The organism is Lysobacter panacisoli (genome assembly GCF_009765165.1).
Classification (GTDB): Bacteria; Pseudomonadota; Gammaproteobacteria; order Xanthomonadales; family Xanthomonadaceae; genus Lysobacter_J; species Lysobacter_J panacisoli.
On the sequence record NZ_VLNU01000001.1, the window covers coordinates 1962606 to 1989435 of the forward strand.

Here is a 26830-nt window from a genome sequence, read left to right on the forward strand (position 1 = left end):
ACCTATCGGCGCGCGGCGCCGGTGCGACCGCGCCCGGTGCGCACGTCGGCCAGTTGTTCGACCACTTCCACCAGCGGTGCCTTAGAGCGGGTCGGCGCCTCGCGGAAGGCGGCGATCAGGCGCAGCTCCAGTGGGTCCTCGATCAGGATCGCGTCAGCCGCGGCGACGGAGTCCATCGCCGTTTCGGCCGAGAGGTTCATGTTGCCGCGCCCCGTCGCCAGCCATTCGAACTGGACCCCGGTGACCAGTGCGATATCGCGCAGGTGGGACACGCTCGGGAACTTGCCGCGCGTGGCCTCCCAGTGCCCGACGGCACTGCGCTGGACGCCCACGGCCGTGCCGAGCGAGGCCTGGGAGAGGCCGGCATGGCGCCGGGCGAGACGAATGCGTTGCTGCGGGGTCATGGGCTGGCTACCTGTGCTCACCTGGTGAACAAAATACACGCCATGCTGTGCGCTAACGGTAGCGTATGACAGGATCGGCATACATGAAAGCCAACACTCCTCACAGTTTTGCCTGCGCGGCGCTACCCAACGTCAGCAGGCGCGCTCTGGCCGCAGGGCACGCAAATGCCCAACATCCATTCCCGAGCTGACAAGGATTGTTGGCCATGACAAGGCGTCAGGTTCGGGGACGGGTGCAGGGACGCGCCAAGCTCAGGACGGCCAACTCCGCACCAAAAGAGCGCGTTCCACGGGGACGCGCTCTTTCTTTTTGCGTTTTGCGTTCTCACATCGGGGTTCACGTCCTGCAATACGCAGTCGCCCCTTGAAAGGCGGACAGGCTCCCCCACATCTCGCCCATCCCGGTTCGCCGGGTTTTCTTCGCCCCGGACGTTGGCACTCAGCCGGGGCGACTGCTAAAATTTCGATTCTTTCCCCTTTGTTTCAATCACTTACGTCATCCCCGGAGATTGTCGCGATGAATATCAAGCCGCTCTACGACCGCGTGGTCATCAAGCGCATGGAAGAAGAAAAGATGTCCGCCGGCGGCATCGTGATCCCCGACTCGGCGACCGAGAAGCCGATCAAGGGCGAAGTCGTCGCGGTGGGCGAAGGCAAGGTGTTCGACAACGGCAACGTCCGCGCGCCGAAGGTCAAGGTCGGCGACAAGGTGCTGTTCGGCAAGTACAGCGGCACCGAGGTCAAGCTCGACGGCACCGAATTCCTGGTGGTGAAGGAAGACGACATCTTCGCCGTCCTCGGCTGATCAACACCGTGGTTCGCCATCGGTGAACGGCGATCCGTCGCGGCGCACCGCGCCGACGGACTCCTCCCGGAACGAACCACACCCCCGCTTCCACGAATCACAATCACGAATCACGGAGTCAAAGAACATGGCTGCTAAGGAAATCCGCTTCGGCGAGGACGCGCGCGTCAAGATGCTGCGCGGCGTCAACGTGCTCGCCAACGCCGTCAAGGCCACGCTCGGCCCGAAGGGCCGCAACGTCGTGCTCGAGAAGAGCTTCGGCGCCCCGACCATCACCAAGGACGGCGTGTCCGTCGCCAAGGAAATCGAGCTTGCCGACAAGTTCGAGAACATGGGCGCGCAGATGGTCAAGGAAGTCGCTTCCAAGACCTCCGACAACGCCGGTGACGGCACCACCACCGCCACCGTGCTGGCGCAGGCGCTGATCCGCGAAGGCATGAAGGCGGTCGCCGCCGGCATGAACCCGATGGACCTCAAGCGCGGCATCGACAAGGCCGTGACCGAGGCCGTCAGCGAGCTGAAGAAGATCTCCAAGCCGTCGTCGACCAACAAGGAAATCGCGCAGGTCGGCACGATCTCGGCTAACTCCGATGCCAACATCGGCGACCTCATCGCCCAGGCGATGGACAAGGTCGGCAAGGAAGGCGTGATCACAGTCGAAGACGGTTCGGGCCTGGAGAACGAGCTCGACGTCGTCGAGGGCATGCAGTTCGACCGCGGCTACCTGTCGCCGTACTTCATCAACAACCAGCAGTCGATGCAGGCCGAGCTGGACGATCCGTTCATCCTGCTGCACGACAAGAAGATCTCCAACGTGCGCGACCTGCTGCCCGTCCTCGAGGGCGTGGCCAAGGCCGGCAAGCCGCTGCTGATCATCGCCGAGGAAGTCGAGGGCGAAGCCCTGGCGACCCTGGTGGTCAACACCATCCGCGGCATCGTGAAGGTCTGCGCCGTGAAGGCCCCGGGCTTCGGCGACCGTCGCAAGGCGATGCTGGAAGACATGGCCATCCTGACCGGCGGCACCGTGATCTCCGAAGAGGTCGGCCTGCAGCTCGACAAGGCCACCATCAAGGATCTCGGCCGCGCGAAGAAGGTGCTGGTCTCGAAGGAGAACACCACCATCATCGACGGCGCCGGCGACGTGTCGGGCATCGAAGGCCGCATCAAGCAGATCAAGGCGCAGATCGAGGAGACCTCCTCCGACTACGACCGCGAGAAGCTGCAGGAGCGCGTGGCGAAGCTGGCTGGCGGCGTGGCCGTCATCAAGGTCGGCGCCGCGACCGAAGTCGAGATGAAGGAAAAGAAGGCCCGCGTTGAAGACGCCCTGCACGCCACCCGCGCTGCGGTGGAAGAAGGCATCGTTCCGGGCGGCGGCGTCGCGCTGCTGCGCGCCAAGGCTGCCATCGCCGGCCTGAAGGGCATCAACGAAGACCAGAACCACGGCATCGCCATCGCCCTGCGCGCGATGGAAGCGCCGCTGCGCGAGATCGTGACCAACGCCGGCGAAGAGCCGTCGGTCATCCTCAACAAGGTCATCGAAGGCAAGGGCGCGTTCGGTTACAACGCCGCCAATGGCGAGTTCGGCGACATGATCGAGTTCGGCATCCTGGACCCGACCAAGGTCACCCGCACCGCGCTGCAGAACGCCGCGTCGATCGCCGGTCTGATGATCACGACCGAAGCGATGGTCGCCGAGCTGCCGAAGAAGGACGAGCCGGCAATGCCGGGCGGCGGCATGGGCGGCATGGGCGGCATGGACTTCTAAGTCCACGCACCCTTCGCGACACGAAGAACCCCGCAGCGATGCGGGGTTCTTTTTTTTGCGCGTCGCGTTCGTGCGCGCACGCCATTTCAGAATCGTCCGACAGCCGCATCGGTACCGCGCCGATAGCGTTCTCCGGTTCATTGGAATTGGAGAGTCGTCGTGGGTTCGTTCGTGCTTCGCCTCGCGCCGTGCGCGCGCCTGGCCTGTATGGCGCTCGTCCTCTGCACGGGCGCGTGCCAGCGCGAGAAGCCGCCGTCCGTCTCCACGCCGCAGACGGTGCCCGTCGCGGTCGACGATGCGCCGCGCGACGTGTTCGAGCGCAATGCGCAGTCGATCGTCGGCATCAGCTATCCGGCCGGGGCGCACCTTCCGGCGGGACTCGCGCGAGAACTGCAGGCGTACGCCACTACGCAGCGTGCGACGCTCGACGGCGCGATCGCCAGGCGCAAGCCGAACGATGCCCCGTACGAATTGACGCTGGCCTTCTCGCAGCTGGTCGACAGTCCGCGGCTCATCGTGATCGGCGCCGACAGCAGCCTGTACACCGGGGGTGCCTCCAGCCGGTTCACCCAGCACTGGTTCGTCTGGCAGCGCGATCGCGAGCGGCTGTTGCGGGCCGATGAACTCATGCCCGGCACGGCCGGCTGGACCGCGGTGCAGGCGTTCCTGCGCGACCCGGCGGCCACCACACCGGAGGCGCCTCCGGGCGCCCCGGCCAGCGCCGGCCTGGCCGATCCCCGCCAACTGGTCCCCAGGGTGAACTCGCAGGGACAGGTCTTCGCCGTGGGCGTGCCGACCCAGCAACCGGGCAGCGCAGAGACGGCGGTGGTGGACGTGCCGGCGGACGTGGTCCGACCCTTCATCGCCCCCGAGTTCGCCTCCTGGTTCGCCGCGACCCCCGATTTGGCGGGGTCGCGGAGCGCGACCGGGGTCACTTTTTAAACCCGACAGTTCTCTTTTGCATTGCAGCGTGCAAAGCCCCTAACGGTTCCTTCACGATCAGCGCGCATCCCGACGTGGGGGAGGGAGCAGGCCCGCAACCGGTTCGACCGGGGCGGGCTTTTTATTTGTCCAAAGCCCAGGCAGCCGTTGCTGTCGGTCGGCAGGATTCTTGCCAACACCGCCGCATCCGAGCCGCATGCATCCTGCCTCGTCGTTGCGAGGGCCAGACAGGAGCGCGCGTTGCGTGTCCTCCGCACCCAGCCGGGCGTGAGTCGTGAAAGACGCGCGCGCCTTCGCACCAACGCCGCCGACACACTGATCACGCAGTGCGATGACACGCCTGTGCGCAGCGAACATCGTCGTGCGTGCATGCCAGAATCGCGCGGATGAATCCCGATTCCCCCACGCATTCCAGCGCCATCGACGCCATCGCCGAGCGCGCGATGGCGCGCCTGCGCCTTTCGAGTCCGGACGCGATCGACGATCCGCAAACGCACGAGCGTCTGCGCCGCGTCGCCATCGCCAGCGACTTCGCGATCGACACGCTGGTGCGCCAACCCGAGCTGCTGCAGTCGCTGCTGCGCGACGATGGCGCGCATGCGTGGCCTGCGCCGACGCTATCGCCCGAACACCGCACCGACTGGCCGATGCAACTGCGCCGCTATCGCACGGCCGAATCCACGCGGCTGGTGTGGCGCGATGTACTCGGGCTGGACGAAGTCGACGACACGCTCGCCGGGAGCACGCGACTGGCCGAACGCTGCCTGCAGCTCGCACTCGAAGCACTGGAGGCGGAGTTCGCGCAGCGCCACGGCGTGGTGCGCGATCGCGAAGGCAACGTGCAGCGGCTGGTGGTGTTCGGCTTGGGCAAGCTCGGCGGTGGCGAACTGAATTTCAGCTCCGACGTCGACCTCGTCTACGCGTACGAACACGACGGCGAATCCGATGGCGCGCGCGCGCTCGACGCGGAACATTACTTCGCGCGCCTCGGTCAGCAGCTGGCGAAACTGCTCGACGAGCTCACCGTGGACGGCTTCTGCCATCGCGTCGACCTGCGCCTGCGCCCATATGGAAACGCCGGTCGCGTCGCGTGGTCGTTCACCGCGATGGAGCAGTACTTCCAGCGCGAGGGGCGCGACTGGGAACGTTACGCCTGGCAGAAGGCGCGACCCGTCGCCGGTGACATCGATGCGGGCGAACGTTTCCTCGAAAGCCTGCGGCCGTTCGTCTATCGGCGATACCTCGACTTCGGCGCGCTCGACGGCTTGCGTGGCATGAAGGCATCGATCAGCGCCGAAGTGGCACGCAAGGAGCTGGCCGACGACATCAAGCGCGGCCCCGGCGGCATCCGCGAGATCGAGTTCCTCGTGCAGGCGCTGCAGCTGATCTACGGCGGCCGCGAACCCGCGCTGCGCGACCGCCGCCTGTTACCGTCGCTGCAGGCGCTGGTCGAGGCGCGGCAGATGAGCGACGACGCCGGTTCGATGCTGGCGCACGCGTACCGTTTCCTGCGCCGCCTCGAGAACCGCCTGCAGATGCTGCGCGACGCGCAGACGCATGCGCTGCCCGACGCGGAAGGCGATCGCGCGCGCATCGCGATCGCGCTCGATCACGCCGACTGGGCATCGCTGCGCGAAGCGCTCGACGGGCAGCGTGCGCGCGTGACGGCCGAGTTCGAGGCCTTGCTCGCACCGCGACGCAAGCGCAATGCGCCCGATGCGATCACCGCGTACTGGCGCGCGCTGCCCGACGGCGGCGACAGCGCGGTGCTCGGCGACGCGGGATTCGTGGAAGCGGGCAACGCCGACGGCGTGCTGCGCGATTTCGCCCGCAGCCCCGGCGTGCGCGGCCTGTCCGACAGCACGCGTGCGCGACTGGACCGCGTAATGCCGGCGCTGCTGCAGGGCGCGGCCGCATCGAGCGAGCCGATGCTCGCGTTGCGTCGCCTGCTCGCACTGCTGCACAACGTGCTGCGACGCAGCGCCTACCTCGCGCTGCTCGACGAACAGCCGGCCGCGCTGGCGCGACTGGTGGAAGTGGTCACGCGCAGCGCACTGCTGGCCGAACGACTCGCCGCCTACCCATTGCTGCTGGACGAACTGCTCGATGCGCGCGTCGCCGGCCCGTTGCCGGGACGCGAGGCCCTGCACGCGGCCTGCATCGCCGTCGCGGAAGATGCCGACGACGATGCCGAAGCCGTGCTGCAGGCATTGAACGAAGTGCGCCAGGCGCTGAGTTTCCGCATGGCGATGGCGTTGCGCGACGGTCGCCAGTCCGCTAGCGACAGTGCGTGCCAGCTTGCGTGGCTCGCGGACGGCGTGGTCGCGCGCGTGTTGCGGCTGGCCGAGCATGAAGTCGCCACGGCGCACGGTCGCGTGCCCGGTGCGCGTTTCGCCGTGATCGGTTATGGCAGCCTCGGCGGCGAAGAGCTGGGTTTTGGTTCCGATCTCGACCTTGTGTTCCTGTACGACTCGCCCGGCGGCGAGCATGCGCATTCCGACGGTGCCCGTCCGCTGGAAGCCACGCGCTGGTTCGCGCGCGTGGCGCAGAAGGTCGTCGCGCTGCTGGGCGCGGTGACCGGCGCAGGCCGTCTGTACGACGTCGATGTGCGCCTGCGACCGGATGGCGCGAAAGGCCTGCTGGTTTCGAGCTTGTCGAGCTACCGCGACTACCAGCGCGAACGAGCATGGACCTGGGAACACCAGGCGCTCGTGCGTGCGCGCTTCATCGCCGGCGACGACTCGCTGGGTGCGGACTTCGAACAGGTTCGCGCGCAGACGCTTTCCCGCGAGCGCGATGCCAAGACGGTGCGCGACGATGTCGTCGCGATGCGTCGACGCATGCGCGCCGAACTCGATCGCAGCGATGCCGGCAGCTTCGACCTGAAGCAGGGCCAGGGCGGCCTGGTCGACCTGGAATTCCTGTTGCAGTACGCGGTGCTCGCGCACTCGGCCGAGCATGCCGCGTGGCTCGCGCCGCGCAATACGCCGGCGCTGATATCGACGGTAGCGAGTGATGGCTGGCTCGATGCCGACGAAGTGCAGGCGTTGATCGGTGCGCACGCGGTGCTGCTCGACGCAGGGTTGGCGTGCACGCTCGACCGGCGTCCGCGCCGTTTGCCGATCGACGAACGCATCGCCTCCGCGCGCGAGTCGATCATCGCCGCGACGCATCGCCACGGACTGGCATTCGACGACGTGCCCGCCGCCTGACGGCGTCAGCCGTGCAGGCGCGCCTGCACTTCCGCGGCGACACGTGCGGTTTCGCGCAGCGGAGCGACGTCGTACGGCTCCATGTCGACGCCGACTGTGCGCACGCGGCGTGAGCGCAGGAGTCGTTCGATGAAGCGGCGCGGGCGGCCGCCGACACGTTCGTGCCCGGCGACGAACACCGGCGCCAGTGTCGCCGCGGCTTCCGAGAGCATGTTCACCGAATCGGCGGTGCAGACGATGCGATCGGCCCACGCCAGCAGGCCTGCGTAGGGGTTCGCACCGTCGTCTTCGCCCGCCCATACGACGCCGGGCAACGCGCTGAATTGCTGGCGCAGTCGCGCGCGAACGTCGGCGGGCGTGCGTCGCGATGCGGTGGCGAGCACGCTGCCGCTTTCATCGCGCACGACGCTGGCGATGCGATCCAGCAGCACCTCATAGGTGCCGGCATCGAAGCGCGTGTGCGCGCTGTCGCCGCCGATCAGCAGCGCGGTCCGCGGGCCGGGCAGGGCGGCGTAGCTCGCGAAATCGCGTCGCGCCGCCGCCAGCCACAGGTCGTCGATGGGATGCAGGCTGCCGAGCACCGGGATCACGTTGCGACCCTTCAGGCCATCGTGTTCGGGGGCGATCACCAGGTCCCAGTGCGCCGGATCGATGCGGGGATCCAGTATCTGCACCGCGCGCGTGCCGCGTGAGCGCAGCAGGCGGCTGGCCAGCGCTGCCTGTCGGCCGCAGCCGATGGCCAGCCCGGGCGGAGTGTCCCAGGCCCGCGCGAAGCCGTCACCGAACGCATGCCGCGCGCCCGGCAGGATGCGCGGGGCCAGCCATCGCCACGGGGCCCGCGATTGCAGCGTCCAGCGCTCGAAGGCCCCGCCCAGTGCGGCCGCCAGCGCTTCGGCCTGGCGGACGTTGCCGGCGTTACCGTCGGTCAGGGTCCAGGTCGAGGCCGTGGCGGAGGGGCGAAAAAGGCCAGATTCGTCGCGCATTCGTTGCACGTTTGTGATCAATCCGTTCCGGAACAGTCGGCTGTTGCGATCGTGCCAGACTCTACACTCTCGATCCTCGGCCGCGGCAGTCGTGCGGCCCTCCCTGGAGTTCACGAATGTCGCAATCCGATTCCCGGCCCGCCGATGCCGCTCCGCTGTCCGACGCGGCGCTGGACCGGCTGTTCCGCACCGCCCGCACCCATAACGAACTGACGGGCGAGGTGAGCGACGACACCCTGCGCCAGCTGTACGAGCTGGCCAAGTGGGGACCGACCAGCGCCAACATGTCGCCGCTGCGGCTGGTGTTCGTGAAGTCGGCCGAAGCCAAGGCCAAGCTCGCCCCGGCACTCGACGAAGGCAACTACGCCAAGACGCTGGCCGCGCCGGTGACCGCCATCGTCGGCTTCGACATGGCGTTCTACGAGAAGCTGCCGTACCTGTTCCCGCACACCGATGCGCGCGGCTGGTTCGACACCAAGCCCGAGGACACCCTGCACACCATCGCCCTGCGCAACGGCAGCCTGCAGGGCGCCTACGTGCTGATGGCGGCGCGCGCGCTGGGCCTGGACTGCGGGCCGATGTCCGGCTTCAACAACGCCAAGGTCGATGCGGCGTTCTTCGCCGGCACGAAGATCAAGTCCAACTTCCTGATCAACCTTGGCCACGGCGATCCGGCCAAGCTCTTCCCGCGCTCGCCGCGGCTGTCGTTCGACGAAGCCGCGCAGATCCTGTAACCCCACACCTCACGGAGCACTCGCATGTTCAAGCGCATCGCCCTCGTCGCGGCCCTGGCCGTGGCCAGCACCACCGCCTTCGCCGCCCCCGTCACCTACAAGATCGACGCGAACCACACCTCGGTCGTCGCCAGCTGGAGCCACTTCGGCTTCTCCAACCCGATCGCCAACTTCGGCCAGGTCGACGGCGCGATCACCTACGATCCGGCCAACGTGGGCAGCTCCAAGGTCGAAGTGACCCTGCCGCTGGCGGGTCTGGATTCGCACGTCGTGAAGTTCGACGAGCACCTGCGCAGCGCCGATTTCTTCGACGCCGAGAAGTTCCCGACCATCACCTTCAAGAGCACGAAGGTCGAGGCCGCCGGCGACAAGAAGCTGCGCGTGTTCGGCGACCTGACCATCAAGGGCATCACCCGGCAGGTCGTGCTCGACACCACGATCAACAAGGTCGGCGAGCAGCCGATGGCCAAGCGCGCCGCCGCCGGCTTCGACGCCACCACCACGATCAAGCGCAGCGACTTCGGCGTCGACAAGTACGCGCCGAACGTGAGCGACAACGTCACCATCCGCATCACCACCGAAGCCGTAGTGCCGAAGGCGGAATAAGCGGGCAAACCGCGACGGGAACGGGGACAATGCGCCCCGTTCCCGCTTCCGTGAGCGCGCATGATCGTCCAACGCCCCGCCGCCGCACGCGGCCAGTCCAGCCATGACGGTCGCGACGGTCGGCTGACCTTCTCCTTCGGTGGTTACTACGACGCCGCCTGGATGGGCTTCGGTCCGCTGCGCGTGCTGAACGAGGTGCGGCTTGCGCCCGGTGCGGCCTTCGAGACGCAGCGGCGCGCCAACATGGAGATCCTCGCCTACGTGGTCGACGGCGCGCTCGCGCATCGCGACAGCCTCGGCGACGACGTCGTCATCGGTACCGGCGGCCTGCACTGGCTGAGCGCCGGACATGGCGTCCAGCACGGCGAGGCCAACGCGTCCGCCTCCGAACCGGCACACGTGCTGCAGATGTGGATCCAGCCTTCGCGCCTGAATCACGAGCCCGCCCGGGCCGGTCGTGACGCGATCCCGGCCGACGCGCGCGGCTGGATGCTGCTGGCATCGCATGAAGGCCACGAAGGCAGCCTGGCGATCCGCCAGGACGCGTCGATCTCGCAGGCGCGTCTGGAGCGCGGCGCGGAAGTGCGTCGCGAGCTGGATCCCTCGCGTCTGTACTGGCTGCATCTGGCGCATGGCGAGGCGACGGTGAACGGTTCGACCGTGCTCCGGGCCGGCGATGCGCTGGGCTTCCAGGACGAAGGCGGCGAGCTGGTCGTGCAGGGTGGCGGCGAAACGCCGGCCCTCGTGCTGCTGTTCGACCTTCCCGCCTGACCACGACACGGGCAAGGCGCCGGGGCTGGTAAACTTGCGGCCCGCGTCGCCAACCGTGTTTTTGCCATGACCGCAGCCAACGCCCATCCGACCCAGGCCAACGCCGAGCAGCGCTACGTCGTGCACCGCGCCGACCTGCCGCTGAGCTGCCCGCTGCCCTCGATGGCGCTGTGGAATTCGCATCCGCGCGTCTACCTGCCGATCGAAGCCGACGGCGGCGAAGTGCAGTGCCCGTACTGCGGGTCGCACTTCGTGCTCGAAGACTGACGGCTCCCCAGCGACGACGCGTGCCGATCGCATGAGGCCGCCCGGGAGCAGCCCCATGCCGCGACTGACCGTCGTCCAGCTGCTGCCGGCGCTGGAGTCCGGTGGCGTCGAACGTTCCACTCTCGAAATCGCACAGGCGCTGGTGTCGGCCGGACATCGTGCGATCGTCGTCTCGCGCGGCGGCCGCCTGGTGCCGAAGCTGCTCGCGCTGGGCGCAGAGCACGTCGCGCTTGACATCGGCCACAAGTCGCCGCTGACCTTCCGCCACGTCGTCGCGTTGCGCCGCCTGTTCGTGCGCGAGTGCGTGGACGTGGTGCATGCGCGCTCGCGCCTGCCGGCGTGGGTCGGCGAGTTCGCACTGAGCAGCGTGCCGCAGGCGCAGCGACCGCGCTGGGTCACCACCGTCCACGGACTCAACTCGCCGTCGCGCTACAGCGCGGTGATGACGCGTGGCGAACGCGTGATCTGCGTTTCCCGGACCGTGCGCGATTACGTGCTCGCGCACTACTCCGATACGCCGCCGCAGCGGTTGCGCGTGATTCCGCGCGGCATCGATCCGATGGCCTTCCCGCGCGCGCCGCATCCGGATCGCGAAGCGCGCGCCGCGATCGCCGCCCTGCATCCGGCGCTCGCGGGCGACGGTCCACTGTTGTTGCTGCCGGGACGCGGCACGCGCCTGAAAGGCCACGCCGACGCGCTGGTGCTGCTCGCACGACTGCGCGCGGATGGGCTCGACGCGCGCCTGTGGTTGCCCGGTGCGCGCGAAGCGGGCCGCGAGGCCTACATCGCGGAGCTCGAACGCGAAGCCGCCACGTTCGGCATAGCCGGGTCGGTGGCGTTCACCGCGCCCACCGACGACATCGCGCGCGCCTACGCGGCCAGCGACCTGGTTTTGCAGCTGTCGCGCAAGCCCGAAGCCTTCGGCCGCACCGTGGTCGAAGCGTTGTCGGTCGGTCGGCCGGTGCTGGGCTGGAACCACGGCGGCGTCGGCGAGCTGCTGGCGCAATGGCAACCTTCCGGTACGGTCGCACCGTTCGACATCGATGCATTGCATCGAACTTGCTACGAACTTCTTACGCATCCGCCGACGCCACCGGATAGGATTCCGGATTCGTTGCGCGCGATGCAGGAGGCCACGCTTGACGTCTACGCCGAGCTCGTCGATGAACCCCGCCGCTGAAGGCGCGCCGCGCGCGCACGGCTGGCGCTGGGCGCCGGCGTGGGTGCTGACCTATGTCGCGTTGTGGCCCGCCCCGGGCTATGCCGAAGCGGTGCTCGTGCTCGGCGCGCTGGCGGCGATCGTGCGCCTGGCGCTGTCGCGTTTCCGTGGCGGCTCGCAGCTGCTGAGTCATCCGGCGTGGGCGCTCACCAGCGTACTGTTCTTCGCTTACTGGACGCCGGAGCTCGTATCGGCGATCGATGCGCTCGATCCCGCGCGCGCGCTGCGCGAAGCGGCGGTCGACCTGCGCTACCTGCCGTTCCTGTGGCTGGCCGCGGCGGCGGTGGCCGAACCGCGCGGACGGCGCACCACCTTCATCGGTCTGGCGGTGATCGTCACGGTCTGGACTGTCGATGCGCTGGCGCAGGCGGCGAGTGGCAGCAGTCCGCTGTTCTCCGCCATCGACGGCATCAAGCACGCGATCAGCGGCCACGGCATGTGCACGCCGGAGGAAGTCGCCAAGGTCGACCGCCTCAGTGGTGTGCTGGGTCCGTGCAACCTCAAGCTCGGTCCGGTACTGGCGAGCCTGTCGCCGTTCCTGCTGTTCGCCGGCGGCCGTCGTCTCGGGACCGTCGGCTGGCTGCTCTGCGCCGCGGCGCTCGGCGTGGTGCTGGTGCTGGCCGGTTCGCGTGCGTCGTGGATCACCTACGCGGTCGCGCTGTCGCTGTCGGGCTGGCGCCTGCTGGGATGGAAGAAGCTGCTCGGCGTGTTCGTGCTCGGCGCGATCACCATCGGCCTGTTGTCCACCGCGGTGCCGCAGGTGCGCGAGCGCATCGCGCGTACCGCGCACGCGTTGACCGCGGATGTCGAGGGCGTCGACAGCGCGCTGTCGGGGCGTGCGCGCATCTGGGAAGCGGCGACGTGCATGGTCCGCGAGCATCCGTTCAATGGCGTCGGCGCGCGCGGTTTCCGCGAAGCGTTCCCCGCGTGCGATCCGGCACCGGGCCAGCGTGCGGCGTGGGGCGGTGGTCCCGCACTGCACGCGCACCAGATCGTCCTCGAAGTGCTGAGCGAAACCGGTGCGTTCGGTCTGCTGCTGTGGATGGCGGGCCTCGCGCTGGCATGGCGCGCATGGCACTTCGCCGACGAAGCCGCGCGCGAACGCGCGCGTCCGGCGATGTGGGCGCTGGCGGCGACGCTGTTCCCGCTCAACACGCACCTGGCGTTCTATTCGACTTTCTGGGGCGGACTCACGTTGCTGCTCGCGGCGCTGTACGCCGGCAGCCTGCTCGCGCGCGAATAGTCCGCGCGCGTCGCCTCACGCGTAAGGCGAGGCCAGTCCCGGCGGACGACGCTTGAAGCGGCGGTGGATCCACAGGTACTGCGTCGGCGCCTCGCGCACCATCGCCTCGATCGACGAGTTCACCCGCGCACTGTCGATGGCGACGTCGGCCGACGGGAAATCGGCGAGCGGTTCGCCCACGCGCAGGATGTAATCGCCGCCTTCGCGACGATGGAAGAACGGCACCACGGCGCAGCCACTCAGTCGCGAGAACTGGTGCGTGGCGGTGATCGTCGCCGCCGGCACGCCGAAGAACGGCGCGAACACCGTGTCCTTGCCGCGCATGTCCTGGTCCGGCGCGTACCACAGGAAGCCGCCCTGCTTGAGGTGGCGGATCGCCGGGCGCACTTCCTCGTTGGTGAACATCGCCGTCGCGTAGCGCAGGCGGCCGCGCTTGACCGCCCATTCCATCACCGGGCTGCGATGGCGGCGGTACATGCCGGCCAGCGGCAGCTGTTCGCACATCAGCCGGCCACAGATCTCCAGGGTCATGAAGTGGCCCGACACCATCAGCACGCCGCGACCCTGCGCGCGGATCGCGTCGAGGCGTTCGAGTCCTTCGATGCGCACGGTCCGGCGCATCGGCGCGTCCGAGCCCCACCATGCGCGGGCGAATTCGAACAGGCCGATGCCGAAATCGTGGAAGCTCTCGCGCAACAGGCGCTCGCGCTCGGCCGGCGTCTTCTCCGGGAAGCACAGCGCCAGGTTGACCTGCGCCGCGCGGCGTCGCGTGCCGGCAACGCGCAGGGCGACCGCGCCGATCAGGCGTCCCAGCCCGCGCTGCACCGGCCACGGCAGGCGCGCACCGGCGCACATGACGCCAAGCGCGAGCCACATCGGCCAGTGGGCGGGGCCGAGCGGTGGTGAGGCGGGAGAAGTGGGGGACTCGACGGCCTTGGACATCCGGGAATTCTATGGCCTGCGCCGCGTCGCGCAGCAGGTTCCCACTGTGCGCGAGCAGGCGACGCGGAATCTTCGCCTGTCCGTCACGGCCTTCGTTATCCTAGTCGCGATGCCGACGGACCCTATCGAGCGACTGTTGCGCGGCCTGTACTCGGTCGCCCTGTATCTGTTGGCTCCCATCACCGTGTACCACCTGATCTGGCGCGGCCTGCGCCAGCCGTCGTACTTCCTGCGCTGGCAGGAACGCTACGCGTTCTATGGCGACCGGCCGTCGATGCGGACGCTGTGGGTGCACGCGGTGTCGGTGGGCGAGGTCAATGCCGCGGTGCCGCTGGTCAACGCGCTGCGCCGCGCGCGACCGGACCTGCGCATCCTGGTCACCACGATCACGCCGACCGGCTCCGAGCGCGTGCAGGCCGCATGGGGCAACGCGGTCGAACACGTCTACCTGCCCTACGATCTGCCCGGCGCGGTCGGGCGGTTCCTCAGGCACTACCGTCCGTACGCGGCGCTGATCATGGAAACCGAACTGTGGCCGAGCCTGCTGTTCGGGTGCCGCGACCACGGCGTGCCGGCCGTGATCCTCAACGCGCGCCTGTCGGAACGCTCGCTGCGCGGCTACCGCGTGCTGGCGCCGCTGGTGGCGCGCGCGCTGCGCACGGTGCGCACCGTCGCCGCGCAGTCGCATGCCGACGGCGAGCGCTTCGTGCGCCTGGGCGCGAGCCCTGAACAGGTACGGGAAGTAGGCAACCTCAAGTTCGACGTGGCCGTGCCCGACAATCTCGCGGCGTTCGCGGCGACGTGCCGCGGCCACAGCGGCGTGCGTCCGGTGTGGATCGCGGCGAGCACGCACGAGGACGAGGAGCCCGCGGTGCTCTCGATCCACCGCCGGCTGCGCGCGCATTTCCCCGATCTGTTGCTGCTGTGGGCGCCACGGCATCCGGAGCGATTCCGCATCGTTGCCGACAACGCGCGCCTGGCCGGCTGGAACGTGTCCACGCGCTCGCGCCAGCAATGGCCGCAGGCCGACGACGCGGTATTCGTGGTCGACACGCTCGGCGAGCTGATGAGCTTCTACGCCTGCGCCGACGTCGCCTTCGTCGGTGGCAGCCTGCAGGCGATCGGCGGACACAACCTGCTCGAACCCGCCGCCACCGGCACCGCGATCGTCACCGGTCCGCACCTGCACAACTTCGTCGAAATCGCGCAGCGACTCGAAGACGCCGGTGCGCTGCGTGTCGTCGCCGATGCGGATGCGGTATACGACGCTGTCGCCGAACTGCTCGCCGATCCCGCGTCGCGCGAACGCATGACCACGGCCGGCCGCGCGCTGGTCGAAACCGGACGCGGCGCGCTCGCACGCACGATGGAGTTGTTGCAGCCGTTGCTGCCATCTGCCGCGGAGTAAGCCGGAGGCGCTGAAACAGCGCGACCGTGGTCCACCTGCCGGGCAACAAAAAAACCGCCGGGAGACCGGCGGTTTTTCTTGTTGCTGCGACTGACCGCGTGCGATCAGTTCTGCGTCGGCACGTCGCTCGACGGCAGCTGCGCTTCGGTGTTGGCGGTGAGCAGACGGTTCACGTCCTGCACATCGGCCACGTCGAGCGTGCCGGCGGCCTGTTCCAGCAGCAGGCGGTTCTGCAGGTGGTTGTAGCGCGCGCGGGCGTACTCGAGCTGCGCGGTGAACAGGTTGTTCTGGTTCTGCAGGACGTCCAGCACGGTGCGGGTGCCGACTTCCAGGCCGACCTGCGACGCGTCGTACGCGCTCTGTGCCGAGACCAGCGCCAGACGGCGCGCTTCCACTTCGCTGATGCTCGCCACCAGGGTCTGGTAGGCGTTGCGGGTGTTGCGCACGAGGCCGCGCTTCTGCTGCTCCAGCTCGTCGGAGGCGACGTCGCGACGCGCCAGCGCCTGACGCACGCCCGACTGGGTCGCGCCGCCGGAGTAGATCGGCACCGACAGGGTCAGGCCGACGCTCGGGCCGAAGCTGCGGCTGTCGAGGTCGCGCGAGATGTCGCGCACGACGCTGTCGCCCCAGCTTTCGTTGTCGCCGTAGCTGCCGTTGAAGTACAGGCGCGGCCAGTGGCCGGCGCGTGCGGTCTGCACGTCGGCCTCGGTCGAGGCGACCTGCAGTTCCTTGGCGCGCAGCGCGGGGTTGTTGTCGATCGCGGTCTGCACCCAGCCTTCGGCGTCGCGCGTTTCCGGCAGTGACGGCTGGAAGTCCTTCGGCAGGCCCTTCACGTTGCGGACCTGCTGACCGGTGATCTCGGCCAGTGCCTGGTAACGGTCCTCGACCTCGTTGCGGGCGAGGATCGTGTTGGCGCGTGCGCGGTCGTACTGGGCGCGCGCTTCGTGCACGTCGGTGATCGGCGCAAGGCCGACTTCCAGGCGCTTGGACGCGTAGTCGAACTGCTTCTTCAGCGCGGCTTCGGCGGCTTCGGCGGCGGCCAGCGATTCCAGGCCGATCAGCACGTCGAAGTAGGCGGCCGAGGTGCGGGTGATCAGGTCATTGCCGGCGGCGAGCAGCTGGAAGTCGCTGGCTTCGCTGAGCGCCTTGGCGCTCTTGTGGCGGGTGAAGTTGGCGCGGTCGTAGACCATCTGGCTCAGGCGCACTTCGGTGCCGCGCGAGGTGGTCTCCGATTCGCTGTTGCCGCCGCTGAGCGTGCCGTCGGCGTTGAGCGAAGCGTCGCCGCGCTCGTAGTTGCGCGCCTTGCTGATCGAGGCGGTGCCGTCGATCTGCGGCAGCATCGCTGCGCGCGTCTGCACCGAACCTTCGCGGATGGCGAGGCGGTTGGATTCGGCTGCCTGGAGTTGCGGGTCGCTTCCGCGTGCCAGCTCGTAGGTCTGCAGGAGGTCTTCGGCGGAGGCCGTGGCCGGCAGCAAAGCCGAAAGGCTCACGGCGGCGGCGAGGGCGATGACGAGCGGGCGGCGGATCATGCGAGGTCCTTGTCCGTTTTACGTTCTTGTTGAACCGCCCGCGTTCGGCGCGGGCGTGTGGGGGGCGTCAGAACTGGAACGTCGGAGCGGGGGCCGCTCCGACGAGGTAGGGCAGATCGGTTTCGAACAACGATTGGATGCGCACTCCGTTGACATCGTTGCGCACCAGCACCGCTTCCATCGCCGGCGAGCGGCCGCGCACGATGAACATGCGGCCGCCGGGCTGCAGCCAGTCGACGAAACGCTGCGGGATGGTGTCGACGGCGCCGGTCACGAGGATCGCGCTGAAGCGGCGGTCGGTCGTCCAGGTCAGGGCGTCGGCATGGATCACCTGTGCGTTGCCGACGGCCTGTTCGGCCAGCGCGGCGCGTGCGGCGTCGGCCAGGTCGGCGTGGCGCTCCAGGCTGATGACTTCGCGCGCCAGGCGGCCGGCGCAGGCGGTCAGGTAGCCGGAGCCGGTGCCGATCACGAGCACGTCGTCGCCGGGTTCGAACGCGATGCCCTGCAGGGCACGTCCTTCGATCACCGGCTTCATGGCGAACTCCCCGTGGCCCAGCGGCAGGGCGAGGTCGCTGTAGGCGAGGTTGCGGTGCGCCGGGGCGATGAAGGCCTCGCGCGGCAGGGTCGCCATCACCTCGAGCACGCGCGGGTCGAGCACGTCCCAGGGACGTACCTGCTGTTCGACCATCAGTTCGCGTGCCTTGTCGTAATCCATCGTGCTCATCGGGGGAAAATCTCGCGCGGAAGACCGCGAATTGTAACGGTTCCGGCCGCAAGGGCCGTCGCGGGCGCGGCGCACAGGATGGCGGCGCGGCCGCGGACGGGCTGAGTGCCAGAAGTAACCAAGACGGATGTCATCGGCGCGACGCCGGGGTGCGGGACGGTCGCGCCGGCGCGCGGTCGTGCACCCCGAAGGCGCGCAGGAACAGCTCCACCGCCGCGGCCAGGTGGGCCTCGATCTCGTCCTCCGCCGGCGCCGGTCCGCCGAACACCAGGCAGGCGTGGGGCTCGCCCTTGAGCAGTGAGAAGAACTGCCCGGCTGCGCGCGGCACGTCGGCGATGTTCAACTCGCCCGCGGCGATACGGCGCTCGAGCAGCGCGGCGAAGTCGGCCTGCACCCGCATCGGGCCGGCCTCCCAGAACAGCTTGGGCAGGTCGGAACCGGCCATCTGCGGCGAACACAGCATGCGGTGGCCGGCGACGGCCTCCGGCGCAGTGACCATCGCGTAGAACGCGCGGGCGATTTCCATCAGCCGTTCCCGCAGCGGCGTACCCGGCGCGGGCTCGAACAGCGATGAGGGCAGCGATAGGTCGCAATGCGACTCCACCGCCGCCACGAACAGCGCGTCCTTGTCGCCGAAATGGCTGTAGACGGTCAGCTTGGAGACGCCGGCTTCGGCGGCGATCTGGTCCATGCTGGCGCCGTAACCGTGGAGGGTGAACATCCGTTTGGCCGCTTCAAGAATGGCGGCGCGCTTGCCCAGATCCTTGGGCCGGCCGGGACCGGCGGATTTCGTACTGGCAGCCGGCCGGGGCGTGGCTGCGGACTGGCGTGAAGCGGTCATGCGGCAATACTAGACTAATGAGTTCGATATTTATACAGTACCGAAAGGTACATTAATTAACCTCCGAGGTCTCCGCAATGCGCAGCCGACTCCCCGCCGCTGCCCACCGCGCCGCTGTCGCGCTGCTCGGTCTTTCGACCTTGTTATTGGGGGCCTGCAGTGGCCAGGCCAAGCCCGAGGAAGCGGCCCGTCCGGTCCTGGTGACCCACCCCGTCGCGTCCGACCACACCGCCACGGCGTTCGCCGGCGAAGTCCGTGCGCGTGAGGAAAGCCCGCTGTCGTTCCGCGTGGGCGGCAAGCTGATCGAACGACGCGTCGAGGTCGGCGACCACGTGCGCAAGGGACAAGTGCTGGCCGTGCTCGATCCGGGCGACCTGCAGGCGCAAGCGCGCGCCGCGCAGGCGCAACTGGCGGCCGCCGAAGCCGAACTCGGCCGCGCCCGCGCCGATCAGGCCCGCTTCGGCAAACTCGCCGGCGAACAACTGGTCAGCCGCTCCACGCTGGATGCGCAGAACGCCGCCGCGACCGCGGCGCAGGGCCAGGTCAATGCCGCGCGCGCCGAACTCGAAGTCGCCCGCAACCAGGCCGAATACTCGCAACTGCGCGCCTCGCGCGATGGCGTGATCGCGGCGCGCCAGGCCGAAGCCGGGCAGGTCGTGGCCGCCGGCCAGAGCGTGTTCTCGCTCGCAGCCGATGGCGTGCGCGAAATCGCCTTCGCCGTGCCCGAAGGCATGGTCGCTTCGATCAAGCCCGGCCAGCCGGTGCAGGTGGAATCGTGGTCGCAGACCGGCAAGCGCTGGAACGGCCGCATCCGCGAGATCTCGCCCGCAGCCGATCCCGCGTCGCGCACCTACGCCGCGCGCGTCACCGTCGATGCGCCGGCCGACGCGCTCGAACTGGGCCAGAGTGCGCGCGTGTTCCTGCCGACCGACGGCAACGGCGGTCTGAGCGTGCCGATCGCCGCGCTCCAGCGCGAAGGCGGCCAGCCCGCAGTGTTCGTGGTCGATGCGAAATCGTCGACCGTGAACCTCAAGCCGGTGCAGATCGGTGCGTTTGGGGAAGACCGCGTGCCGGTGAAGAGCGGCCTCTCTGCGGGCGACTGGGTGGTCGCGGCTGGTGGCCACCTGCTGCGCAACGGACAGAAGGTGCAGCCGGTCGATCGCGACAACCGTCCCATCAGCATGAAGTGAGCGACGCCGGTCACCGGGATGCTGACCATGCAACGCAAGGTCTGGTCCCGCCCGGTACCCACGCCCTTCTCCCGCTTGCGGGGGAAGGGAACGGGATGGGGGAGAGCGCCGGCAGTGCGTGAAGCGCCGCGCCTTCTCCGTCAGCAACGAAGATCCAGGAACTGAGCCCACGCCCCCATGCGCTTCAACCTCTCCGAATGGGCGCTGCGCCATCGCAGCCTGATCGTCTACGCGATGCTGGTGATGGCGATCGCCGGCGCGTTCTCGTACCTGCGGCTGGGGCGCAGCGAAGATCCATCCTTCACCTTCAAGGTGATGGTGATCCGCACGCTGTGGCCGGGCGCGACTGCGGAAGAAGTGTCGCGGCAGGTCACCGAGCGCGTCGAGAAGAAACTGATGGAGACCGGCCAGTACGAGTTCATCCGCTCGTACTCGCGCGCCGGCGAATCTCAGGTGATGTTCGTCGCCAAGGATTCGCTGCGCTCCAAGGACATCGGGCCGCTGTGGTACCAGGTGCGCAAGAAGATCGGCGATATCCGCCCGACGCTGCCGAGCGATGTGGTCGGGCCGTTCTTCAACGACGAATTCGGTGACACCTTCGGCAACATCTACGCGCTGACCGGCAAGGGTTTCGACTACGCCGTGCTCAAGGACTACGCCGAGCGCGTGCAGCTGGCGCTGCAGAAGCAGCCCGACGTGGGCAAGATCGAGCTGTTCGGCGTGCAGGACGAGAAGGTCTGGGTCGAGCTGTCGAACGTGAAGCTGGCCACGCTCGGCGTGCCCGCGGCGGCCGTGCAGCAGGCGCTGGACGAGCAGAACGCGATGGTACCCGCCGGCTTCTTCGAGACCGGCAGCACGCGCGTGCCGCTGCGCGTGGGCGGCAAGTTCACCTCGGTCGACGAGATCCGCGAGTTCCCGATCCGCGTCGGCGACCGCACGTTCCGACTCGGCGACGTCGCCGACGTGCGCCGCGGATTCTCCGATCCGCCGGCGCCACGCATGCGCTTCATGGGTGAGGACGCCATCGGGATAGGCGTTGCGATGAAGGAAGGCGGCGACATCCTCAAACTCGGCAAGACGCTGGAAGTCGAGTTCGCCAACCTGCAGAGAACGCTGCCCGCCGGCATGGAGCTGCGCAAGGTCGCCGACCAGCCCGCGGCCGTGACCGAGTCGGTCGGCGAGTTCGTGCGCGTGCTGTCGGAAGCCGTCGCCATCGTGCTGCTGGTGAGCTTCTTCTCGCTCGGCCTGCGCACCGGCTTCGTGGTCGCGCTGTCGATCCCGCTCGTGCTGGCGATGACCTTCGCCGTGATGGATCTGTTCGGCGTCGGCCTGCACAAGATCTCGCTGGGCGCGCTGGTGCTGGCGCTGGGCCTGCTCGTCGACGACGCGATCATCGCGGTGGAGATGATGGCCATCAAGATGGAGCAGGGCTTCAGTCGCCTCAAGGCCGCTGCGTTCGCGTGGGACAGCACCGCGTTCCCGATGCTCACCGGCACCCTGATCACCGCCGCCGGCTTCCTGCCCATCGCCACGGCCAAGTCGAGCACCGGCGAGTACACGCGCTCGCTGTTCGAAGTGGTGACGATCGCGCTGATCGTGTCGTGGATCGCCGCGGTGGCGTTCATTCCGTACCTGGGTGACAAACTGCTGCCCGACTACGGCCATGCCGCGAAGCCGCCGAAGCCAGGATCGCTGCCCGCGCGCTGGTACGCGTTCCGCGAGCGCGTCGCCAGCCGCTTCCCCGCGCTGCACGATTACATCGCGCCCAAGCCGCCCATCGACGGACACGCGCACGATCCGTACGCGTCCAAGTTCTACGTGAAGTTCCGCGAGTGGGTGACGTTCTGCGTGCGCCGACGCTGGCTGGTGATCGCGGTGACCGCCGCTGCGTTCGTCGCGTCGGTGTTCCTGTTCCGCTTCGTGCCGCAGCAGTTCTTCCCGGATTCCACGCGCCCCGAGCTGATGGTCGACATGGAGCTGGCCGAAGGCAGTTCGCTGCGTGCGACCACCACGCAGGCACAGCGACTGGAGAAGATCCTCGCCACGCGCAAGGACCTGGCCAATTACGTCGCATACGTCGGTACCGGTTCGCCGCGCTATTACCTGCCGCTCGACCAGCAGCTGCCGGCGGCGAACTTCGCCCAGTTCGTGCTCACGCCGAAGGATCTGGAATCGCGCGAGGAAATCCGTCGCTGGCTGATCGAGGACGTGTTCCAGCGCTTCCCCGAGCTGCAGATGCGCGTCACGCGCCTGGAGAACGGGCCGCCGGTCGGCTACCCGGTGCAGTTCCGCGTGTCGGGCGAGCACATCGACCGCGTGCGTGCGATCGCCTACCAGGTGCAGAAGAAGATCCGCACCAATCCGCACGTGGTCAACGTGAACCTGGACTGGGACGAGCCGAACAAGGTCGTGCGTCTGGTCGTCGACCAGGAACGCGCACGCGCGCTGGGCGTGAGCTCGGCGCACCTGGCGCAGTTCCTGTCGAGTTCGCTGTCGGGCTCGCACATCAGCACCTATCGCGAAGGCAACGAACTGGTCGAGATGCTGCTGCGCGGCCCCGCCGAGGAACGCCTGCGCCTGGACATGCTCGGCAGCCTGATGGTGCCGACCGCGAACAACCGCAGCGTCCCGCTCACGCAGATCGCCACGCTCGACTACGGTTTCGAGGAAGGCATCATCTGGCACCGCGACCGCCAGCCGACCATGACCGTGCGCGCCGACATCTACGACGGCACGCAGCCGGCCACGGTCACCGCGCAGATCTCGCCGACGCTGGACGACCTGCGCGCGCAGCTGCCGTATGGCTACTCGATCGACATTGGCGGTAGCGTCGAGGATTCCGGGCGCGGCCAACGGTCCATCGTCGCCGGCATGCCGCTGTTCCTGTTCGTGGTGTTCACCCTGCTGATGCTGCAGTTGCGCAGCTTCACGCGCAGTTTCATGGTGCTGTTGACCGCGCCGCTGGGACTGATCGGCGTGACGCTGTTCCTGCTGGTGTTCCGCGTGCCGTTCGGCTTCGTCGCGATGCTCGGCACGATCGCGCTGGCGGGCATGATCATGCGCAACTCGGTGATCCTGGTCGACCAGATCGAACACGACATCGGCGAAGGCGCGCAGCCGTGGCAGGCGATCGTCGAGGCGACGGTGCGTCGCTTCCGTCCGATCGTGCTGACCGCGCTGGCGGCGATCCTCGCGATGATCCCGCTGTCGCGCAGCGCGTTCTTCGGGCCGATGGCGGTGGCGATCATGGGCGGCCTGACGGTCGCCACCTTCCTGACGCTGCTGTTCCTGCCGGCGCTGTACGCGGCGTGGTTCCGGGTGAAGGCGCCGCAGGCGACGTGACGCGCGACGCCCTCAGGGCGTCCCGTTCTCGAGCTGGCGCCAGCCCCACGGCGGCGGTGGCGCGGGGACGGGTTCGCTGAGATCGAACTCGACGCGGAACATGCGACCGGGGCGCGAGAGCTCGTAGATGAAACGCTCGCCCGGTTCGACTTCCATCGCCCACACGTTGGTGACGGAAACGTTGCGCTGCTCGCTAACGAACAGAGCTTTCGTCTGCTCGTCGGCGGGGAACACCTGACGCTTGGCCGAACCCGCCTTCACCGTGTCGCCGCCATACATCGTCAGCGGATCCTCGGTGCCGTCCTGGCGTCGATGGTCGTGCTTCAGGCGCAGGCCCGTCGCGGTGCGCGTGACGATCCACGTGCGCGAACGGTCGTCGCCGACCATAAGCGGAATGCGCACGGTGTCGGGCGTGCATTCGCGCACGTGCATGACCAGCGCCTTGCCCTCGAACGGACTCAGCCCGGCCGGCGTCGGCCGGTCGACGATGACGCGGCCCGCATACGCATGGCCGCACAGCGTCGAGAGGTTGCGGAAGAACGCATCGGTCGCCGGCATGGCGGTCGGCCGGGCCATCCCATTGGCGGACGCACCACTCGACGGCCCCGCATCGGTGGCGGGGTTGGAGCGGCACGCCGAAAGCGCGGCCAGCGAGGCGAGGATCAGAACGGTCAGCCGGGGTGCGGTCGTCATGGGCCGCACGCTAGCCCGACGCGGACCGCCGCGCAATGCGACGGTTCCGCCCGAGGCGTTCAGTCGCGCAGGACCACCGGCTGGCACTCCAGTTCCAGCTGCTCCAGCACCGCCGCGGTCGCGGCCCGGGTCCCCACGCCGCGGCCTGCCGGCGCAAGGTCCGCGGTGAACACACCCGCATCGAGCGCGCCGTCCACGGCCTTCTCGACGCAGCGCGCCTCGGCCTCCAGGCCCAGCGAATGCCGCAACAGCAGCGCCGCGCTGAGGATGGTGGCGTACGGATTGGCGACGCCGAGCCCGGCGATGTCCGGCGCCGAACCGTGGATCGGCTCGTACAGGCCGACGCGTCCCGCCCCGAGCGACGCCGACGGCAGCAGCCCCAGCGAACCGGCCAGCATCGAGGCTTCGTCGGTCAGGATGTCGCCGAACATGTTTTCCGTAACGATCACGTCGTACTCACGCGGTTTTGCCAACAGGTGCATCGCCATCGAATCGACCAGCTGGTGTTCGAGCGTGATCTCCGGGAACTCGTCGCGCACCACGCGCGTGGCGACTTCGCGCCACAGCCGCGAGGTTTCCAGCACATTGGCCTTGTCGACCGACGTCACGTGGCCGCGTCGCGCGCGTGCCAGCGTGCAGGCATGGCGGACGACGCGTTCGATCTCGGCGACGGTGTACTCGCACAGGTCACTCGCCGCGTCGCCACGGCGTTGCTTGGCGCCGAAGTAGATGCCGCCGGTGAGCTCGCGCACGACCATCAGGTCCACGCCGGTGAGCAGGTGCGGCTTGATCGGCGACGCGCCCAGCGCGGCCGGATGCGGCTTCACCGGGCGCAGGTTCGCGTACAGGCCGAGCGCCTTGCGGATCGCAAGCAGGCCCTGTTCGGGGCGCACCTTCGCCTTCGGATCGGACCACTTCGGCCCGCCCACTGCACCCAGCAGAACCGCATCCGCGCGCTGTGCGGCGGCGAGCGTGTCCAGTGGAAGCGGCTCGCCGGTGGCGTCGATGGCCGCGCCGCCGATGAGCCTCTCTTCGAACGAGAACTGGTGTCCATAACGTTGCGCGACCGCGCGCAGCACCTGCACCGCGGCGGCGGTGACTTCCGGTCCGATGCCATCGCCCGGCAGGACGACGATCTCAGCTTGCATGGCGGAACTCCTGGGATTGGCGTTGTTGTTCGAATCGGGTGATGGCGTCGTTCTGCCGGAGCAGGTAGCCGAGCTGGTCCACGCCCTCGAGCAGGCACGTCTGCGCGAACGCGTCGAGCGGGAAGCGCACGCTCGATCCGTCCGGCAATGTCACGCTGCGCTGCGCGACATCGATGCGAAGCTCGACGCCGGGCTGTTCCAGCAGCGCATCGACGACGTCCTCCGGCAGCACGACCGGCAGCAGGCCGTTCTTGAGCGCATTGCTGCGGAAGATGTCGGCGATCTCGGCGCTGATGACCGCACGCAGGCCGAGGTCGGCCAGCGCCCACGGCGCGTGTTCGCGCGAGGATCCGCAGCCGAAATTGCGACCGGCGACGAGGATGCGCGCGCCGATGTTCTCAGCGCGATTGAACGGGAAATCCGGATTTGGCGAGCCATCGACGAGCTGGCGCCAGTCGTTGAACGCGTGCTTCCCCAGACCCTTGCGCTCGGTCGTGGTGAGGAAGCGCGCGGGGATGATCTGGTCGGTGTCGATGTTGCGTTCGCGCAGTACGACAGTGCGCGAGACGATCTCGGTCAGCGCTTGCATCACGCATGCTCCAGTTCGGCGACGACCGCAGGCGCGGTGGTCAGGTAGGGGCGCGGGTCGGTGATCTCGCCGGCGACCGCACACGCGGCGGCGGTGAGCGGCGAGGCGAGCACGGTGCGCGCGCCCTTGCCCTGGCGCCCCTCGAAATTCCGGTTGCTGGTCGACACCGCCAGTTGTCCGGGCCCGACGATGTCGCCGTTCATGGCGATGCACATCGAGCAACCCGGCTCGCGCCACTCCGCGCCGGCGGCGCGGACGATGCGGTCGATACCCTCGGCTTCGGCCTCGCGCTTGACCTGCTCCGAACCCGGCACCACCAGCATGCGCACGCGCGGATGCACGTGGCGGTCGCGCAGGACGCTCGCCGCTTCGCGCAGGTCGGACAGGCGCGAATTGGTGCAGCTGCCGACGAACACCACATCCACCGGTCGCCCGGCGAGCGACGCGCCCGCCTGCCACCCCATGTAGTCGCGCGCCTTGGCTTCGTCGCCGTCGTCGTGTGCGGGTACGTTCGCGGAGATCGCCGCGACCTGGCCCGGGTGCGTGCCCCAGGTGACGGTCGGCTGGATGTCACGCGCGTCGACGTGCACTTCGCGATCGAAACGCGCGCCATCGTCGCCGCCCAGCCGCGACCAGCGTTCGACCGCGGCATCGAAGTCCGCGCCCTGCGGCGCGCGCGGGCGTCCGCGCAGGTAGTCGAACGTCACCGCATCCGGCGCTATCAGGCCCGCGCGCGCGCCGGCCTCGATCGACATGTTGCACACGGTCATGCGCTGCTCCATCGACAGTGCACGGATGGCGGAGCCGCGGTACTCGATGACGTGACCCGTGCCGCCGTTGACGCCGATCACGCCGATCACGTGCAGGATCAGGTCCTTCGCGCCGACGCCCGGCGCGAGTTCGCCATCGACGGTGATCGACAGCGTCTTCGGCTTGCGTTGCAGCAGGCACTGTGTCGCCAGTACGTGGCCGACCTCGCTGGTGCCGATGCCGAACGCGAGCGCGCCGAACGCGCCGTGCGTGGCGGTGTGGCTGTCGCCGCAGACGATGGTCTGGCCCGGCTGGGTCAGGCCCAGCTCCGGTCCCATCACGTGCACGATGCCGCGCTGTGGACTGTCGTAGTCGAACAGCTCCACGCCGAAGCGCGCGCAGTTGGTGCGCAGCGTGTCGACCTGCGCGCGCGCTTCCGCGTTCACGTAGGGACGCTGTCCGTTCGCATCGACCGGCAGTGTCGGTGTGGAATGATCGAGCGTGCCCTTCGTGCGCTCGGGGCGTCGCACGGGAAGGCCGCGCAGGTCGAGTTCGGCGAAGGCCTGCGGCGAGGTGACTTCGTGGATCAGGTGCAGGTCGATGTAGAGGATCGCGGGCGCGGCGTCGGTCTCGGGCGTGACGACATGCGCGTCCCACAGTTTGTCGAACAGCGTTCGAGGTGTCTTGGGTTCGGGCTGGCGGGTCATGGTCGGCTGGCGTGGA

General features: G+C 68.6%; 23 protein-coding genes. 13 read left to right on the top strand and 10 right to left on the bottom strand.

Translation table 11 applies throughout. The features are described 5' to 3' along the window. Positions 1 to 2 precede the first annotated feature (2 nt). On the bottom strand, positions 3 to 404 hold the full coding sequence (locus FOF45_RS09285; protein ID WP_158984177.1) for a helix-turn-helix transcriptional regulator: 402 nt from the start codon (positions 402 to 404) through the stop codon (positions 3 to 5). 517 nt (positions 405 to 921) lie between these two features. Between FOF45_RS09285 and groES the strand changes: the two genes are divergently transcribed. The 4 genes from groES to glnE all read left to right on the top strand — a co-directional run bounded on the left by groES (position 922) and on the right by glnE (position 7128). Further along, positions 922 to 1209 (top strand): co-chaperone GroES, encoded by a 288-nt coding sequence (gene groES, locus FOF45_RS09290; protein WP_158984179.1) that lies wholly within the window; start codon positions 922 to 924, stop codon positions 1207 to 1209. Positions 1210 to 1336: 127 nt separating this feature from the next. Next, entirely contained in the window at positions 1337 to 2974 is a 1638-nt protein-coding gene (groL, locus tag FOF45_RS09295) for a chaperonin GroEL (RefSeq protein WP_158984181.1), read from the top strand. Between the two features lie 159 nt (positions 2975 to 3133). Continuing rightward, positions 3134 to 3916 carry a hypothetical protein gene (locus FOF45_RS09300; RefSeq protein WP_158984183.1) on the top strand — a complete coding sequence of 261 codons (783 nt, stop codon included), beginning with the start codon at positions 3134 to 3136 and terminating at the stop codon, positions 3914 to 3916. A gap of 386 nt (positions 3917 to 4302) precedes the next feature. Beyond that, positions 4303 to 7128 (top strand): bifunctional [glutamate--ammonia ligase]-adenylyl-L-tyrosine phosphorylase/[glutamate--ammonia-ligase] adenylyltransferase, encoded by a 2826-nt coding sequence (gene glnE, locus FOF45_RS09305; RefSeq protein ID WP_158984185.1) that lies wholly within the window; start codon positions 4303 to 4305, stop codon positions 7126 to 7128. A 5-nt stretch (positions 7129 to 7133) separates the two neighbouring features. Here glnE and FOF45_RS09310 read toward each other — a convergent pair whose 3' ends face one another. After that, the gene (locus FOF45_RS09310; RefSeq protein ID WP_158984187.1) at positions 7134 to 8111 is read right to left on the bottom strand and encodes a mitochondrial fission ELM1 family protein; all 978 of its coding nucleotides are present in this window, start codon (positions 8109 to 8111) and stop codon (positions 7134 to 7136) included. Between the two features lie 116 nt (positions 8112 to 8227). On the opposite strand from FOF45_RS09310, the gene FOF45_RS09315 reads away from it, so the two are divergent. The 6 genes from FOF45_RS09315 to FOF45_RS09340 all read left to right on the top strand — a co-directional run bounded on the left by FOF45_RS09315 (position 8228) and on the right by FOF45_RS09340 (position 12951). Next, a complete protein-coding gene (locus FOF45_RS09315) occupies positions 8228 to 8845 on the top strand; it encodes a malonic semialdehyde reductase (RefSeq protein WP_158984189.1) in 618 nt (205 codons plus the stop codon). A 24-nt stretch (positions 8846 to 8869) separates the two neighbouring features. Beyond that, positions 8870 to 9451, top strand: coding sequence for a YceI family protein (locus FOF45_RS09320; RefSeq protein WP_158984191.1), 582 nt, complete (start codon positions 8870 to 8872; stop codon positions 9449 to 9451). Between the two features lie 60 nt (positions 9452 to 9511). Next, positions 9512 to 10222 carry a pirin family protein gene (locus tag FOF45_RS09325; protein ID WP_158984193.1) on the top strand — a complete coding sequence of 237 codons (711 nt, stop codon included), beginning with the start codon at positions 9512 to 9514 and terminating at the stop codon, positions 10220 to 10222. A 66-nt stretch (positions 10223 to 10288) separates the two neighbouring features. Beyond that, positions 10289 to 10489: a zinc-finger domain-containing protein gene (locus FOF45_RS09330; protein WP_158984195.1), complete on the top strand. Its 201-nt coding sequence runs from the start codon at positions 10289 to 10291 to the stop codon at positions 10487 to 10489. A 55-nt stretch (positions 10490 to 10544) separates the two neighbouring features. Then, a complete protein-coding gene (locus FOF45_RS09335) occupies positions 10545 to 11669 on the top strand; it encodes a glycosyltransferase (RefSeq protein WP_158984197.1) in 1125 nt (374 codons plus the stop codon). Beyond that, complete coding sequence (locus FOF45_RS09340) at positions 11653 to 12951, top strand: O-antigen ligase family protein (protein WP_158984199.1); 1299 nt, start codon at positions 11653 to 11655, stop codon at positions 12949 to 12951. The genes FOF45_RS09335 and FOF45_RS09340 overlap by 17 nt, the downstream gene beginning before the upstream one ends. Before the next feature lie 15 nt (positions 12952 to 12966). Here the strand turns inward: FOF45_RS09340 and lpxL are convergent, their stop codons facing one another. After that, a complete protein-coding gene (gene lpxL, locus FOF45_RS09345; protein WP_158984201.1) occupies positions 12967 to 13893 on the bottom strand; it encodes an LpxL/LpxP family Kdo(2)-lipid IV(A) lauroyl/palmitoleoyl acyltransferase in 927 nt (308 codons plus the stop codon). Positions 13894 to 14002: 109 nt separating this feature from the next. Between lpxL and waaA the strand changes: the two genes are divergently transcribed. Next, positions 14003 to 15301, top strand: coding sequence for a lipid IV(A) 3-deoxy-D-manno-octulosonic acid transferase (gene waaA / locus FOF45_RS09350; RefSeq protein ID WP_158984203.1), 1299 nt, complete (start codon positions 14003 to 14005; stop codon positions 15299 to 15301). Positions 15302 to 15405: 104 nt separating this feature from the next. On the opposite strand, the gene FOF45_RS09355 is transcribed toward waaA, so the two are convergent. From FOF45_RS09355 to FOF45_RS09365, 3 genes are all read right to left on the bottom strand, one after another. Further along, positions 15406 to 16830 carry a TolC family outer membrane protein gene (locus FOF45_RS09355; RefSeq protein WP_158984205.1) on the bottom strand — a complete coding sequence of 475 codons (1425 nt, stop codon included), beginning with the start codon at positions 16828 to 16830 and terminating at the stop codon, positions 15406 to 15408. A gap of 67 nt (positions 16831 to 16897) precedes the next feature. Further along, entirely contained in the window at positions 16898 to 17554 is a 657-nt protein-coding gene (locus tag FOF45_RS09360; protein WP_158984207.1) for a protein-L-isoaspartate O-methyltransferase family protein, read from the bottom strand. 130 nt (positions 17555 to 17684) lie between these two features. Beyond that, the gene (locus FOF45_RS09365) at positions 17685 to 18395 is read right to left on the bottom strand and encodes a TetR/AcrR family transcriptional regulator (protein ID WP_158984209.1); all 711 of its coding nucleotides are present in this window, start codon (positions 18393 to 18395) and stop codon (positions 17685 to 17687) included. A gap of 77 nt (positions 18396 to 18472) precedes the next feature. Between FOF45_RS09365 and FOF45_RS09370 the strand changes: the two genes are divergently transcribed. Together FOF45_RS09370 and FOF45_RS09375 are read left to right on the top strand one after the other, a co-directional pair. Beyond that, entirely contained in the window at positions 18473 to 19585 is a 1113-nt protein-coding gene (locus FOF45_RS09370; RefSeq protein WP_158984211.1) for an efflux RND transporter periplasmic adaptor subunit, read from the top strand. 177 nt (positions 19586 to 19762) lie between these two features. Further along, positions 19763 to 22927 carry an efflux RND transporter permease subunit gene (locus tag FOF45_RS09375; protein WP_158984213.1) on the top strand — a complete coding sequence of 1055 codons (3165 nt, stop codon included), beginning with the start codon at positions 19763 to 19765 and terminating at the stop codon, positions 22925 to 22927. Between the two features lie 12 nt (positions 22928 to 22939). Here the strand turns inward: FOF45_RS09375 and FOF45_RS09380 are convergent, their stop codons facing one another. The 4 genes from FOF45_RS09380 to leuC are packed head-to-tail and all read right to left on the bottom strand — an operon-like array spanning position 22940 to position 26814. After that, on the bottom strand, positions 22940 to 23620 hold the full coding sequence (locus tag FOF45_RS09380; RefSeq protein WP_158984215.1) for a hypothetical protein: 681 nt from the start codon (positions 23618 to 23620) through the stop codon (positions 22940 to 22942). A 59-nt stretch (positions 23621 to 23679) separates the two neighbouring features. Then, entirely contained in the window at positions 23680 to 24768 is a 1089-nt protein-coding gene (gene leuB, locus FOF45_RS09385; RefSeq protein ID WP_158984217.1) for a 3-isopropylmalate dehydrogenase, read from the bottom strand. Then, positions 24758 to 25357, bottom strand: coding sequence for a 3-isopropylmalate dehydratase small subunit (gene leuD, locus FOF45_RS09390; RefSeq protein ID WP_158984219.1), 600 nt, complete (start codon positions 25355 to 25357; stop codon positions 24758 to 24760). The genes leuB and leuD overlap by 11 nt, the downstream gene beginning before the upstream one ends. After that, positions 25357 to 26814: a 3-isopropylmalate dehydratase large subunit gene (gene leuC, locus FOF45_RS09395; RefSeq protein ID WP_158984221.1), complete on the bottom strand. Its 1458-nt coding sequence runs from the start codon at positions 26812 to 26814 to the stop codon at positions 25357 to 25359. The genes leuD and leuC overlap by 1 nt, the downstream gene beginning before the upstream one ends. Positions 26815 to 26830 lie beyond the last annotated feature (16 nt).